We start from the raw sequence: 13258 nt of genomic DNA on the forward strand, positions 1-13258 counted from the left end.
GGGCGAGCCGGTACAGGCTCAGCGCGGCGCCGAGCAGGCGCGGCCGTGCCGTGAGGGCCTCGATCAGGCGCTGTCGCCACGGCGGCGGCCGGCGCTCGCGCTGACGGCTGCGCGCGGCGACCAGCAGGCTGCCGTACTCGACCCCGGCCGGGCACACCGCCTCGCAGCTGCGGCAGCCCAGGCAGTGGTCCAGGTGGGTGTCGGCGACCACGGTCGCCGGCACGGTGCCCAGGGCCAGGGCCCGCGCCAGCGCGATCCGGCCGCGAGGGGACTCGGCTTCGAGCCGGTCGCGGCCGTAGGTGGGGCAGGCCGGCAGGCACAGCCCGCACTGCACGCAGCGGTCGGCCAGGGCGACCAGCGGCAACGGGTCCGGGGTCGGCGGGCGGGCGGCGGGCATCGGCGCATGCTAGCACCGGGCCGGGTCGACTTGCGGCGGCGGGGCGGGACCGCTATGATCTCGCCTCTTTCGCTCCACCTTTCCAAACGCGAGGCGAAGTTCCGCCCGCCCAGGCCACGCGGCCGGCGTCCGGAATCAGCCCGACCAGTCACCCATAGCAGAATCCTCAATGAAGACCTTTACCGCCAAGAACGAGACCGTCCAGCGCGACTGGTACGTCGTCGACGCGTCGGGCAAGACGCTCGGCCGCTTGTGCTCCGAACTCGCGCGCCGCCTGCGCGGCAAGCACAAGCCTGTCTACACCCCGCACGTGGATACCGGCGATTACCTGGTGGTGATCAACGCCGAGAAGATCGCGGTCACCGGCAACAAGCTGCAGGACAAGATGTACCACCGTTTCACCGGTTACATCGGCAACCTGAAGAGCGAGACCCTGGGCCAGGCGCTGGAGCGCCACCCGGAGCGCGTGATCGAGATCGGCGTGAAGGGCATGCTGCCGAAGAACCCGCTGGGCCGCGCCATGTACCGCAAGCTCAAGGTCTACAAGGGCTCCGAGCATCCGCATGCCGCCCAGCAGCCGCAGCCGTTGGACATCTAAGGTAAAGATACGAACATGGCTATCCAGCAGAACTACGGCACCGGCCGCCGCAAGTCCTCCACCGCTCGCGTGTTCCTGCGCAAGGGCGAGGGCAAGATCACCATCAACCAGCGTTCGATCGAAGAGTTCTTCGGCCGCGAGACCGCGCGCATGATCGTGCGCCAGCCGCTCGAGCTGACCCAGTCGACCGACAAGTTCGACGTTACCGTCACCGTCGCCGGCGGCGGCATCACCGGCCAGGCCGGTGCGATCCGCCTGGGCATCGCCCGCGCGCTGGTCGAGTACGACGAAACCCTGAAGTCCGAGCTGCGCAAGGCCGGCTTCATGACCCGCGACGCCCGCGAAGTCGAGCGTAAGAAGGTCGGTCTGCACAAGGCGCGTCGCGCCACCCAGTTCTCGAAGCGCTAATCTTCGATTACTGCACGTTCCGCGGCTTCGAATTGTTTTTGCAGCCGCGGAATTTTGCGCTAGAATCTGTTCCATAGCCCCGTCGCCAAGCGGTAAGGCATCTGACTCTGACTCAGACATTCGGTGGTTCGAATCCATCCGGGGCTGCCAAACAAGATCGCTGAGGACCGCCAGGTCCAGGCGCAACAAAAAACCCGCCTTTCGGCGGGTTTTTTGTTTTTCGTCCGCGCAAACCGCCCTGCGGCCGATTCAGCCCAGCGGCCGGATCAGGCTGATCTCGTCGCGAAGCGGGATGCCGTGCCGGCCGAGCAAGGGGATCGCGGGGTCGGCTTCGCGCTCCAGGTCGATCGCGCCCGCGACGAGGCGATGCAGGCGGAAGCCGCGCCGCTGATAGAAGCGCAGGGCGTCCAGGTTGTCGTTGGTGGTTCGGGTCAGCAGTGCGCGCAGGCCGAGCGCGCAGGCTCGCCGGGCGGCGAGTTCGACCAGCGCGGTGCCCAGGCCGGCCCGCGGCCGCACGGCGTCGAGAGTGACGATTTCGCTGTGCCCGGCTTCGTCGAGCAGGGTCGCCAGCGCGGCGATGCCGCCTTCGTCTTGGCCGATGAAGCCGGGCAGGGCCGCGGCGTCGATGGCGCGGCCGTCGAGCACGATCGTGGCGTTGCCCCAGCGCGCCACGAGGAAGCGACGGACGGCGTCGCGGTCGGCGGGGGCCAGCGGGCGCAGCGGAATCATGGGCGGCTCGTCGGTCGGTTCATGCGGTCGATCCGCGCGTTCGAATCGGCCGCGGAGGCAAGCCCGAGACTGTACTCGTCGCGGCGTCGCCGGGCGACGCGCGATCCGGCGGTTGGCGCACGCCGCCGCGCATCGCCGCATGCGAAATCGTGGCGGCCGTCGCGTCGGATTGCGCGCGACTGCGCGATGCTCGGCGCGCGCCCGACGTGGGCGCGCATGGACGGCGTCGAGGGGCGCGTGGACGAGGATCTGACCGTTCTGCTGCACGGCTGGCGCGCGGGCGATGCGGCCGCGCGCGACCGCCTGTTCGTCCAGGTCTACGACACCTTGCGCGGCATGGCTGCGGCGCGGCTGCGAGCGCGCGGCGGCGAGCGCACGTTGCAGGCCACGTCCCTGGTCAACGAAGCCTTGATGCGGTTGCTCGGCGGTGCGGTCGACTGGCAGGACCGCGCGCATTTCTTCGCCTTGGCCGCGCTGAAAATGCGTTCGGTGCTGGTCGACGAGGCGCGCGCGCGCGCCGCCGACAAGCGCGGCGCCCATCCGGTGATGCTGACCCTGTCGCATGCCGACCTCGGCGGCGGAGCCACCGCCGGATTGGACGTGCTGGCCCTGCACGAGGCCTTGCAACGTTTGTCCGAACGCGATCCGCGCGCGGCGCGTGCGGTGGAGATGGCGTACTTCGGCGGCATGGCGCAGAACGAGATCGCCTGCGTGCTGGAAGTGTCGCTGCCCACGGTCGAGCGCGACCTGCGCTTCGCCCGCGCCTGGTTGAGCCAACAATTGAGCTGAGCGGCCGGGCGTGCTCGCGCGCGGCGCAGGAGAGCACATGCAGACCGAGCATTGGCGGGAGTTGCGGCGCTTGTTCGATGCGGCCTGCGATCTGCCGCCGCCGCGCTGGCGCGAGACGCTGGCCGGGCTGAGCGAGGACCCGGCCTTGATCGAAGAGGCGCTGCAACTGCTCGGCGCGCAGACCGACGAACTCGGCGCGGTGGCGCGGCCGCTGCAGGCGTTGCTGGAGGCCGGCACGGGCGTGGCCGACGAGGGCGCCGGCGATCCGCTCGTCGAGCCGCGCATCGGCGATAGGCTCGGGCCCTGGTTGCTGGTCGAGCGCGTCGCCAGCGGCGGCATGGGCAGGGTGTTCGTGGCCGAGCGCGCCGACGGCCTGTTCCGCCAGCAGGCCGCGATCAAGCTGCTGCGCAGCGACGGCCCGCATGGAGTCCGCATCGACCGCGACGAGTTCGCCCGACGCCTGGCCGCGGAGCGGCAATTGCTGGCCGAGCTGCAGCACCCCAACATCGCCCGCCTTTACGACGGCGGGACCACGCCCAACGGCCAGCCGTACCTGGTCATGGAGTACGTGCAGGGCGAGCCGCTGGACGAGTACTGCAAGCGCCGCCGGCCCGACCTCGAACAGCGCCTGCGCTTGTTCCAGCGCGTCTGCGGCGCGGTGCAGAGCGCGCACCAGCGCCTGATCGTGCATTGCGACCTCAAGCCGGCCAACGTGCTGGTGGCCGAGGACGGCGAGCCGGTGCTGCTGGATTTCGGCATCGCCCAAGCGCTGGACCGGCAGCAGGGCGATCCCGAGCGCGGCAACGCGTTCTGCACGCCCGCCTATGCCAGCCCCGAGCTGCTCGGCGGCGCGCGGGTCAGCGTGGTCAGCGACGTGTTTGCGCTCGGCGTGCTGCTGACCGAACTGCTGGCCTGCCGCACGCTCGGCCGCGGCGTCGGCGACCGCGACGTCGCGGTGCCGACGCCGAGCGAACTGGCCTCGCCGCGCTGCCCCTGGCGCGGCAAGTTGCGCGGCGACCTCGACGCCATCGCCCGGCGCGCTTGCGCGCTGGATCCGCGCCTGCGTTATTCCTCGGTCGAAGCCCTGGCCCAGGACATTCTGCGCCACCAGCGTCGGCGACCGGTGTCGGCGCGCGCGCCGAGCTGGAGCTATCGCTTCGGTCGTTACCTGCGCCGGCACTGGCGCGAAGCCACGGCGACCGCGGCCGTGCTGGCACTGGCGGTCGGTTTCGTCTGGCGGGTCAGCGCCGAACGCGCCCGCGCCGAGCGCGAGGCGGCGGTGGCCGGGCAGGTCAGCGAATTCCTGGTCTCGGCGTTCGACGCCGCCGACCCGAGCATGCGCGGCGCGCGTGCGCGCCAGGACGTCAGCGCGCGCCATGTGCTCGACGCTTCGGCCGCGCGCATCGAGCACGGTCTGGACGAAACTCCGGCGATCCGTGCCCGCCTGCGCGCGGTGCTCGGCCGCGCCTACCGCAATCTCGGCCAGCCGCAACGCGCGGAAGCGCTGCTCGATCGCGCCGCGCGCGAGTTTCTCGATCCGGCCGTGGCGCAGCCTGAGCGCGCCGCGCAGGCGCTGCTGGAGCTGTCGCGTTCGCTCAGCGAACGCCAGTACGGCGCGCAGGCGGTGGCCGCCGCGCAGCGCGCGCTGGCGTTGCGGCAGGGGCAGGCCGACGCGCGCGGGTTGGCCGAGGCCTACGACGTGCTCGGCCTGGCCCGCGTCGCCGACAGCCGCTACGATCTGGCCGCGGACGCGTTCGCGCAAGCGCAGGCCCTGCGGCGCAAGCACGCGATGCGGCAATCGCCGCAGGAGCGCGCGGCGATGCTGGGCAACCTCGGCCAGTTGTACCGCCGCCGCGGCGAACTCGGCCGCGCCGAAGCCGCGTTCCGCGAAGCCCTGGACTTGGCTCGCGCCGACGGCGCGCACAGCGTCGCCGCGCAGGTGCAGCAGTTCTACCTGGCGAAGGTGCTGTTCGGCCAGGGCCGTGTCGCCGAGACCCGGCGCGAGTTGGCGGACAACCTCGGCCTGGCGCGCGACCTGTACGGCGAGCAGAGCGACATGGTCGCCAACATCCACGTCGACATCGCCGATGCGGCTCAGGACATGGGCGATTACCGCGCCGCGGGCGATCACTACCGCGCCGCGTTGGCGATCATGGCGCGGGTGGCCGGCGCGCGCAGCCTGGACTATGCGCGGGTGCTCAACAACTACGCGACGCTCGCCGACGAACGCGGCGACGTCGGCGAAGCCGAGCGGCTGTGGCGCGAGGCGTTGTCGATCCGCCGCGAGCACCTGGACCCTCAGGAGCGACGCGTGCTGCGGGTGGAAAGCTACCTGGGCCGGTTGCTCGCGCGCGCCGGCCGCGGCGAAGAGGCGCGGCCGCTGGTCGAGCGCGCGTATGCGGTATGGCGCGAGCGCTACGCCGACGATCTGGCCGGCGTGCTGACCGCCGACCTGGGCCGGATCGAGTGGCTGCTCAGTCGCGACCGCCTGGACGCCGCCGCGGCCGGGCTGGATGCGATCGACCTCGGCCGTGGCGAGTACAACGCTTTCCTGCTGGCCCGGATACCGGCGCTGCGCGCGGAACTGGCGCAGCGCCGCGGCGACCGCGAGCGCGCGGTGTCCGGCTGGGCGCAGGTGGTGGCCGAGAGCGCCGGACGCAACGGCGAGGCGCAGGTCCTCACCGCCAAGGCGCGGATTCCGTATGCCGAATCGCTGCTGGCGCGCGGCGACCGCGCGGCGGCGCTGGCGCAGTTCGAAGCCGCAGCGCCGTTGCTGCGCAAGGAGTTGCACCGCGACGCGCCGTTGTTGCGGCGGGTCGACGCGCTGGAGCGCGCGGTAAAGTCCGAGAGCCTTGCCGCGCGTTGAGCCTTCCCCCCCCCCGCGACGTGCGCCGGCCGGGTGCGGCGCATCGGCGTCGGCATCGGCCTCGATTGCGCGAATGCGCCGTGGCCGAAACGACGAAACGCCGCCCTCGCGGGCGGCGTTTCGCGGCGACGCATCGCTCCGGGCTTACTCGATCGCTTGCACGTCCACCAATCGCAGGTTCTGGGTCGCGTACTTCTCCGACGACTGGAACAGCCCCTGCCAGCCCTTCACCGCCTCCAGCGCGGTGACGCCGCTGCCGGCGCGGTACACGCCGACGTAGTTGCGCACGCCGGCTTCGACGAAGGTGTCGACATCGATCAGGCGGTAGCCGGCATTGGACAGCTCGTGCCACTTGGCGACGAAAGCGCTCCACGAGGGCGAACGCGCCAGCTCGCTGTTGTCGCTGCCGGCGCGGTACACGCCGACGTACTGGCGCTGGCCGTTGCCGAGATCGAAGCTTTCCATGTCGATCAGGCGCAGGCCCAGGCCCTCGGCGATCTCGCGCTGGTTGGCGAAGGCGCTGTAGCCGGTGTGGCTCCACAGGCCGGCGTGATCGTTGCCCGGGCGGAACACGCCGACGTAGTGGCGCTCGTTGCCGCTGAGATAGGTGGTGAGGTCGACCAGGCGCTGGCCGTCGTCGCTGAGCTCCTTCCACACCGCGGTGAACTGCTCCCAGCTGGCGCCGTTGTAGAGCGCGCCGCCGCCGCTGCCGCGCTTGAACACGCCGACGAAGTGGCGGTCGCCGTTCTCGACGAAGGTGTCGATGTTCTCCAGGCGGAAGCCGTCGCCGACCAGCTCGTTGCGCTTGGCGACGAAGCTGCTCCAGCTGGGCTTGTTGATCCGGATCTCGATCGCGTTGCTCGGGCGCCAGACGCCGATGAAGGTCTTCTCGTCCTTCTCTGCGGCGTCGAAGGGGAACGCGGCGCTGGAGGGATAGATCAGGCTGTAGGGATGCGGCGCGGAGTGGTTGCTCAGCGCGGTCCAGTCGCTGGGGTCCATGCTGCCCAGCCCGGCCATCGTGTTGGCTTCGCCGCGGGTCAGGCTCTGGATCTCATCGAAGGTCATCGGGCGCGGACGCTTGTCGGTGCCGACGCACGGCGTGCCGCTTTCCTTGCTTACGTGCACGTGCAGGTGCGGGCCGCTGGAGGCGCCGGTGTAACCGACCTTGCCCAGGTACTGGCCGCGCTTGACCGTCGCGCCCGGCACCAGCAGTTCGGCCGGGATCGAACCGGGCTGCAGGTGCGCGTACAGGGTGATCTCGTTGCCGTTCTTGAGATTGAGGAAGTTGCCGCCGCTGGAGTATTTGCCGGTGCTCGGCGACACCGGTGCGGGCTCGAGTTCGTCGGACATGCGGGGGAAGTTCTTCCACTCCGGCAGGTCGTTGAGCGCGCTGCAGACGGTGCCGTCGGTCATCGCGTACACCGGCAGGCCGTAGGCGCGCTGGCCCTCGGTCTGGGTCGAGGTCGCGCCCGGACGCTTGGCGTCCCAGAAGCTGCCGTTCCAGCCGGCGACGCTGGTGTCCAGGCCGAACGCCTGGGTGTTGCCGAGGTGATTGCTGGAGGTCTGCCAGGCTTCGTTGGGGCGCAGATCGTTGGCGCGGGCGGCGTAGTTCAGCGGGCCGCCCTGGTTGGTGGTGGTGGCCAGCGGCAGCGTCTTCACCACCGGGTTGGCATAGCCCTGCAGATAGACCGCGATCTTGACCGTGGCCGGGTAGGGCGCATTGATCACGATCGGAAACGAGCTCGGTATCTTGGGCGCGGTCTCGTCGGGGTTGTACCAGTTGCAGCGGCAGTTCCAGAACTCGATTTCGGTGCCCGGCGCGATCTCGGCCGGAGTGAGGTAGTTGGAGGCGATCTGGTCCTGGATTTCGACCTTGACGACCTTGAGCGGAACCGTGTCGTTGTTGCGCAGGGTCATGCCCATCGAGATGCGGCCCTGCATGACGCCGCCGACCTGGGCCGGGCCGATCGGTTCGAGCACGACCTTGCCGGACTCGAGCGGATTGAACACGGTGACGTTCAAGGCCTGGGCCTGGGCGCCGCCGGCGGCGCACAGGGCGAGCAGCAGCGCGGCCGGCAGCGAGCGCAGGGCCAGGAGGGAGGCGGAAGATTGCGATTTCATGATGACGAACTCCTTGTCGGGTTGGGATCGCGCGGGCGCAGAGGGACGTGCCCTCAACCGCCGCGGCGGACGCGCGGTCCGCCGCTACGGCTGGGCCTGCCCCGGTGGACCCGGGCGTGACCACGCCGCGCTTGATCCAAACAACCGGCGAATGGCGCCCGATCCCCTCACGGCGCAGCGAACTTTTTTCGGAATTTTTGCAAGTGTCTGATTCAAAAGGATCGACCGCCGTCGCCACGGCCCCGGACTCGTCCCGGCCAGCGGCGGCCAGCCGGCTCGGGCGACAATCGCTGCCGCAGCGGGGGCCGGCGTGGCGCCATCGGAATGCCCGGCTAATCCGTTACAATTGAAACCAATCGACCCGAATGCACCGAACCTCGAGGCCTGGATGAAACTCGGATCCCTGAAGGAAGGCGGCCGCGACGGCACGCTGATCGTCGTCTCGCGCGACCTGACCCGCGCCGTGCGCGCCACCGGCATCGCCGACACCCTGCAGCGCGCGCTGGAGGATTGGTCGAACACGGCGCCGCGCTTGAACGCGCTGTCCGACGCGTTGAACGAAGGCCGCGCCGACGGCGCCTTCGAGCTCGACTTCGCCGCCCTGGCCGCGCCGTTGCCGCGCGCCTACGAATTCGTCGATGGCAGCGCCTACCTGCCGCACGTCGAGCGCGTGCGCCGCGCGCGCGGCGCCGAGGTGCCGGAAAGCTTCTACGTCGATCCGCTGATGTACCAGGCGGTCAGCGCCGGCTTCTACGGCCCGCGCGACCCGGTGCGCGTGCCCGACGAGGCCTACGGCATCGACCTGGAGGCCGAAGTGGTGATCGTCACCGACGACGTGCCGATGGCGGCGACGCCGGAGCAAGCCGCCGGGCACATCCAACTGATCGGCCTGGTCAACGACGTCTCGCTGCGCAATCTGATCCCGAACGAACTGGCCAAGGGCTTCGGCTTCCTGCAGTCCAAGCCGCGTTCGGCGCTGAGCCCGGTGTTCGTGACCCCGGACGAACTCGGCGCGGCCTGGCAGGACAGCAAGGTCCACCTGCCGCTGCTGACCCACATCAACGGCGAATGGTTCGGCGCGCCGGAAGCGGGCGTCGACATGCAGTTCAACTTCGCCCAGTTGGTCGCCCATGCGGCCAAGACCCGGCCGCTGTCGGCCGGCACCATCGTGGGTTCCGGCACCGTCGCCAACCAGGACACCTCGCTGGGCGCGTCCTGCTTCGCCGAGCGCCGCACCGTCGAGACCCTGGAGCAGGGCAAGCCGGTGACGCCGTTCATGAGCTTCGGCGACACCGTCCGCATCGAGATGCTCGATCGCGACGGCGTCAGCCTCTTCGGCGCGATCGAGCAGCGCATCGAAAGGCCCTGAGCCACCGCCGGCAGAGCCGCGAAACGGGCCGCGACTGCGGCCCGTTTTCGTTGCTGCGTCCGGCGCGCGCCGTGCGCCGGCGCGATGCGCCGATGCGCTTTCCGCCCGGCGGCGCCGTCGTGCGGCCGAGCGGCGGCCCGATCGCGTGCGCGCCCGGTTAAGGTGCGCGACGCCGGCCGCATCGAAACGGGGCCTGAGTCGCAGGCCGGCGCCGCGGCGACCCCGTGCGCGGCCTTTACTCGTTACTCTTCAACCGTTCCTCAGCCAAGGCAGTCCCGGTGAGCGATCAATTGCGTCTCTATTCGTACTGGCGGTCCAGCGCGTCCTATCGCGTGCGCATCGGCCTGAATCTCAAAGGCCTCGACTACGACATCGTTCCGGTGCATCTGGTCCGCGACGGCGGCGAGCAGCATCGGCCCGACTACCGCGCGCTGAATCCGCAGGGCTTGGTGCCGATGCTGCAGCACGGCGAGCGGCACATGACCCAGTCGCTGGCGATCCTGGAGTACCTCGACGAAGTCTGGCCGCAGGCGCGCTTGCTGCCGGACGAGCCCGGCCGGCGCCAATGGGTGCGCTCGATCGCCCAGACCATCGCCTGCGAAATCCATCCGCTGAACAACCTGCGCGTGCTGCAGTACCTCGACGGCACCTGGAACGTGCCGCAGCCCGAGCGCGACGAATGGGTCAAGCACTGGATCCACGACGGTTTCGCGGTGCTGGAGACACTGCTCGCCGCGGGTGCGGCCCAGGCCGAGTTCTGCGCTGGCGATGCGCCGGGCCTGGCCGATTGCTGCCTGGTGCCGCAGATGTACAACGCGCGCCGATTCGGCGTGGCGCTGGAGCCGTTCCCGACCCTGCAGCGGATCGAGCAGGCCTGTCTGGCGCTGCCCGCGTTCGAGGCCGCGCGCCCGGAAAACCAGCCCGACCGGCCGGCCTGAGCCGGCGCCGCGCGCGCCAGGGCCCGCAAAACCAAACAGCCGGCGGTCGCAAGACCGCCGGCTGTCGTGTTTTCGTCCGTCCGGACCGTCCGCTCAGTGCGTCGCCGAAGCGTCGTACATGTCGGCGTAAGGATCGTGCTCGCCGCTGCCGCCTTCGGACAGGCGGAACTTCAGCGCCAGGCCGTCGCGCGAGTCGGCGGCCTTGAGCGCCTCCTCCATCTCGATCCGGCCTTCCTTGTACAGCCGGAACAGGCACTGGTCGAACGACTCCATGCCGTCTTCCAGCGATTCTTCCATCGCCTGCTTGATCTCGTGGACCTGGCCGCGACGCATCAGGTCGCGGATGTGCGGAGTGTTGATCAGCACTTCCGCAGCCGGCAGGCGGCGCCCGTCGGTGCCGACCACCAGGCGCTGCGAGACCACCGCCTTGAGGTTCAGGGCGAGGTTCATCAGCACGTTCTTGTGCGCGGCTTCGGGGAAGAAGTTGAGGATGCGCTCCAGGGTCTGGTCGGCGTTGTTGGAGTGCAGCGTCGCCAGGCACAGGTGGCCGGTTTCGGCGAACGCGATCGCCGCCTCCATGGTGGTGGCGTCGAGGATTTCGCCGATCAGGATCACGTCCGGCGCTTCGCGCATCGCGTTCTTGAGCGCGTTGTGGAAGGCGTGGGTGTCCAGGCCGACTTCGCGCTGGTTGACGATCGACTTCTTGTGCTTGTGCAGGTACTCGATCGGGTCCTCGATGGTGAGGATGTGGCCGGCGGTGTTGCTGTTGCGGTGATCGATCATCGAGGCCAGCGTGGTCGACTTGCCCGAGCCGGTGGAGCCGACGATCAGGACCAGGCCGCGCGGCGCCATGATGATGCTCTTGAGCACCTGCGGCAGCTGCAGCTCCTCGATGCTCGGGATGATGCTGCGGATGGCGCGGATCACCATGCCGACTTCGCCGCGCTGCTTGAACACGTTGATGCGGAAGCGGCCCGCGTCGGGCAGGGCCAGGGCCATGTTGAGCTCCAGGTCGCGCTCGAACTGCGGAACCTGGCCCTCGTCCATCAGCGAATAGGCGATCTTCTTGACCATGCCGGCGGGCAGGCCGGTATTGCCGAGAGGGTACAGCCGGCCCTCGACCTTGATGTACACCGGCGCGCCGGTCGTCAGGAACATGTCCGACGCGTTCTTTTCCGTCATCAGCTTAAGGAAATAGCCGATGTCCATGCATTCTTACCCCTTGTTGACGGCGCGTACCGTTGCAAGCACGCTGCCGGCTTCCGACAATGGCCGTGCGATATCCTTCCCGTACGGCGCTCCCCAATGACCGCAAGCTTCGCACACTTTCGTTTGCCGCTGCTGGCCGCAGTTCTCGCTTCGGCCCTGGCCGGCTGCGCGTCCACGCCGCCGCCCACGGGCGAGCTTTCCGCCGCCCGTCAGGCGGTGATGCGCGCCGACGACGCCGACGCCGACCAGTATGCCCCGCAGGACCTCAATGCCGCCCGCAGCGCGCTCAGCGCGGCCCAGGCGGCGATGTCGCAGGGCAAGGACGAGGACGCGCGGCGGCTGTCGCTGACCGCCTCCGCAGAAGCCGACCTGGCCTACGCGCGCAGCCGGGAGGCCGTGGTCCGGGCCGAATTCGACCAGCGCCAGGGCGAGATCGCCGAGCTGCGGCGCCGCCTGCAGGAGGGCGGCCGATGAACGCGCGCTGTTACGCCCGCCGCCTGGGCCTGGCCTTGGCTTGCGCCTGCGGCATCGCCGCCGCGGCCCCGGCCGACGACCCCGAACTGGCCCGTCTCGGCCAGCGCCTGAGCGCGATCGAGGCCCGCCCCGACGCCGCCCAGTTCGGCGCCTACGAGCGCCTGCGCGCCCGCCAGGCCATCGACGCGGCGCGCGAGGCGCGCAGCCGCGACCGCGCCTGGGCTGTGCGGATCGCCGATCGCCGGGTCGAGACCGCGGAAATCGTGTCCCGCACCCAATTGGCCCAGCGCGAGATCGACCGCCTCGACCGCGAGCGCAGCGAATTGCTGGTCGAGGCCAGCCGCCGCGACGCCGAGCGCGCCCGCGCCGAGGCCGAACGCCTGCGGGTGCAGGCGCAGATCCAGGCCGAGGAGGCCGAGCGCCTGCGCCAGGCCGCCGATCAGGAGGCCCTGGCCCGGCAGGAGGCCGAGGGCCTGCTCGACAACGTCGCCAGCCAGCAGGCGGCCAAACTCAAGGCCGCGCGCGAACGCGACGCCGAGTTGGCACGGCAGGAGGCCGAACTGCTCGGTCAATCGCCGGCGGCCCCCAAGCCCAAGCCGAAAAAGAAGAAGTAAGCCCGCCGCCGTCCGGCGGGCGGCGGGGCGGCTCCCGACGAACGGCCGCGCCTGCCGGTGCGGGCAGGCGTCGCCTGCGGCGAGTCGCGCCTGGGGCCCTTGGCGGGGCAGAAATGCTAGTTAAAACAATGGTCTGGGCGGGCGATGGCGGTCGATCCCGGCGAATCTGGCTGGACCCTGAAAACGGTTGCAGCCGGCCTTGCCGGATGTCGGGGACAGGAGTAGGGTCAAACGACCAAGCGATTCCGCAGTCGCTTGGCGAGAGCCAGGCCGATGACCGATACGCCCCTGACGCAGGATCCCGCCGCCGCACACCCGCATGCGGCCGGGCGGCGTGAAGCCGGCGCCGTGTCCCGCCTGACCCACCTCACGCTCCCCCGCGACGCCCTGGTCTCACGGCCGGGGCGTTTGCATTAGTGCTGAAGGAGGCTTTCATGTTCGAAGAACGACCGCAGCCCGAAATCGACGCGCTCATCAAGAGCAATCCGGAGTTCAAGCAGCTCTACCAGCGCCACAAGGACCTCGACAAGAAGGTCATGGACGCCGAGCTCGGCGTGTTGCCGATCGACGACACCACCCTGGGGCAGATGAAGCGCGAGAAGCTGGCTGCGAAGGACCGCCTGGTGCAGCTTTACGAGCAGCAGCACCACTGAAGGATGCTGCGGCGCCGGCGCGAGGCCGGTGCCGCGACGGCGGGGACGGCGATGTCCCGGCCAGGATCGAAGCGGACCCCGACCCGCCCGCGG

General features: G+C 70.1%; 14 protein-coding genes and 1 tRNA gene. 10 read left to right on the forward strand and 5 right to left on the reverse strand.

Features of this window, described 5'->3' with window-relative positions:
• Positions 1-397 (reverse strand): 4Fe-4S dicluster domain-containing protein (locus TX83_RS16825; RefSeq protein WP_141233540.1); only part of this gene is annotated, 397 nt, incomplete at its 3' end.
• Between the two features lie 169 nt (positions 398-566).
• Between TX83_RS16825 and rplM the strand changes: the two genes are divergently transcribed.
• From rplM to TX83_RS16840, 3 genes are all read left to right on the forward strand, one after another.
• Entirely contained in the window at positions 567-995 is a 429-nt protein-coding gene (gene rplM, locus TX83_RS16830) for a 50S ribosomal protein L13 (protein ID WP_064749136.1), read from the forward strand.
• A gap of 15 nt (positions 996-1010) precedes the next feature.
• A complete protein-coding gene (gene rpsI / locus TX83_RS16835; protein WP_064749137.1) occupies positions 1011-1403 on the forward strand; it encodes a 30S ribosomal protein S9 in 393 nt (130 codons plus the stop codon).
• A 75-nt stretch (positions 1404-1478) separates the two neighbouring features.
• Positions 1479-1553, forward strand: a tRNA-Gln gene (locus tag TX83_RS16840).
• Between the two features lie 99 nt (positions 1554-1652).
• Here TX83_RS16840 and TX83_RS16845 read toward each other — a convergent pair.
• Positions 1653-2132, reverse strand: coding sequence for a GNAT family N-acetyltransferase (locus TX83_RS16845; RefSeq protein WP_064749138.1), 480 nt, complete (start codon positions 2130-2132; stop codon positions 1653-1655).
• Positions 2129-2350, reverse strand: coding sequence for a hypothetical protein (locus tag TX83_RS23700; protein WP_222423782.1), 222 nt, complete (start codon positions 2348-2350; stop codon positions 2129-2131). The genes TX83_RS16845 and TX83_RS23700 overlap by 4 nt, the downstream gene beginning before the upstream one ends.
• Here TX83_RS23700 and TX83_RS16850 point away from each other — a divergent pair.
• Entirely contained in the window at positions 2349-2921 is a 573-nt protein-coding gene (locus TX83_RS16850; RefSeq protein ID WP_075575218.1) for an ECF-type sigma factor, read from the forward strand. The two genes, TX83_RS23700 and TX83_RS16850, sit on opposite strands and share 2 nt — an antisense overlap.
• A 37-nt stretch (positions 2922-2958) precedes the next feature.
• On the forward strand, positions 2959-5787 hold the full coding sequence (locus TX83_RS16855) for a protein kinase domain-containing protein (protein WP_064749140.1): 2829 nt from the start codon (positions 2959-2961) through the stop codon (positions 5785-5787).
• 144 nt (positions 5788-5931) lie between these two features.
• Here TX83_RS16855 and TX83_RS16860 read toward each other — a convergent pair whose 3' ends face one another.
• Positions 5932-7908: a M23 family metallopeptidase gene (locus TX83_RS16860; protein WP_064749141.1), complete on the reverse strand. Its 1977-nt coding sequence runs from the start codon at positions 7906-7908 to the stop codon at positions 5932-5934.
• A 388-nt stretch (positions 7909-8296) separates the two neighbouring features.
• Here TX83_RS16860 and TX83_RS16865 point away from each other — a divergent pair, with 388 nt between their 5' ends.
• Together TX83_RS16865 and maiA are read left to right on the forward strand one after the other, a co-directional pair.
• Entirely contained in the window at positions 8297-9277 is a 981-nt protein-coding gene (locus TX83_RS16865; protein WP_064749142.1) for a fumarylacetoacetate hydrolase family protein, read from the forward strand.
• Positions 9278-9555: 278 nt separating this feature from the next.
• Positions 9556-10215 (forward strand): maleylacetoacetate isomerase, encoded by a 660-nt coding sequence (maiA, locus tag TX83_RS16870; protein WP_064749143.1) that lies wholly within the window; start codon positions 9556-9558, stop codon positions 10213-10215.
• Positions 10216-10308: 93 nt separating this feature from the next.
• Here the strand turns inward: maiA and TX83_RS16875 are convergent, their stop codons facing one another.
• Positions 10309-11424, reverse strand: a complete 1116-nt coding sequence (locus TX83_RS16875; RefSeq protein WP_064749144.1) for a PilT/PilU family type 4a pilus ATPase — start codon at positions 11422-11424, stop codon at positions 10309-10311.
• A gap of 123 nt (positions 11425-11547) precedes the next feature.
• On the opposite strand from TX83_RS16875, the gene TX83_RS16880 reads away from it, so the two are divergent.
• The 3 genes from TX83_RS16880 (at position 11548) to TX83_RS16890 (ending at position 13165) form a co-directional block, all read left to right on the forward strand.
• Complete coding sequence (locus TX83_RS16880) at positions 11548-11898, forward strand: DUF4398 domain-containing protein (protein ID WP_261370165.1); 351 nt, start codon at positions 11548-11550, stop codon at positions 11896-11898.
• Positions 11895-12512 (forward strand): hypothetical protein, encoded by a 618-nt coding sequence (locus tag TX83_RS16885; protein WP_064749145.1) that lies wholly within the window; start codon positions 11895-11897, stop codon positions 12510-12512. Before TX83_RS16880 ends, TX83_RS16885 begins: the two co-directional genes overlap by 4 nt.
• Positions 12513-12946: 434 nt before the next feature.
• Positions 12947-13165, forward strand: a complete 219-nt coding sequence (locus TX83_RS16890) for a YdcH family protein (protein WP_064749147.1) — start codon at positions 12947-12949, stop codon at positions 13163-13165.
• The last annotated feature ends 93 nt before the right edge of the window (positions 13166-13258 follow it).

Source organism: Lysobacter antibioticus HS124 (genome assembly GCF_000336385.2).
GTDB classification, from domain to species: Bacteria; Pseudomonadota; Gammaproteobacteria; order Xanthomonadales; family Xanthomonadaceae; genus Lysobacter; species Lysobacter firmicutimachus.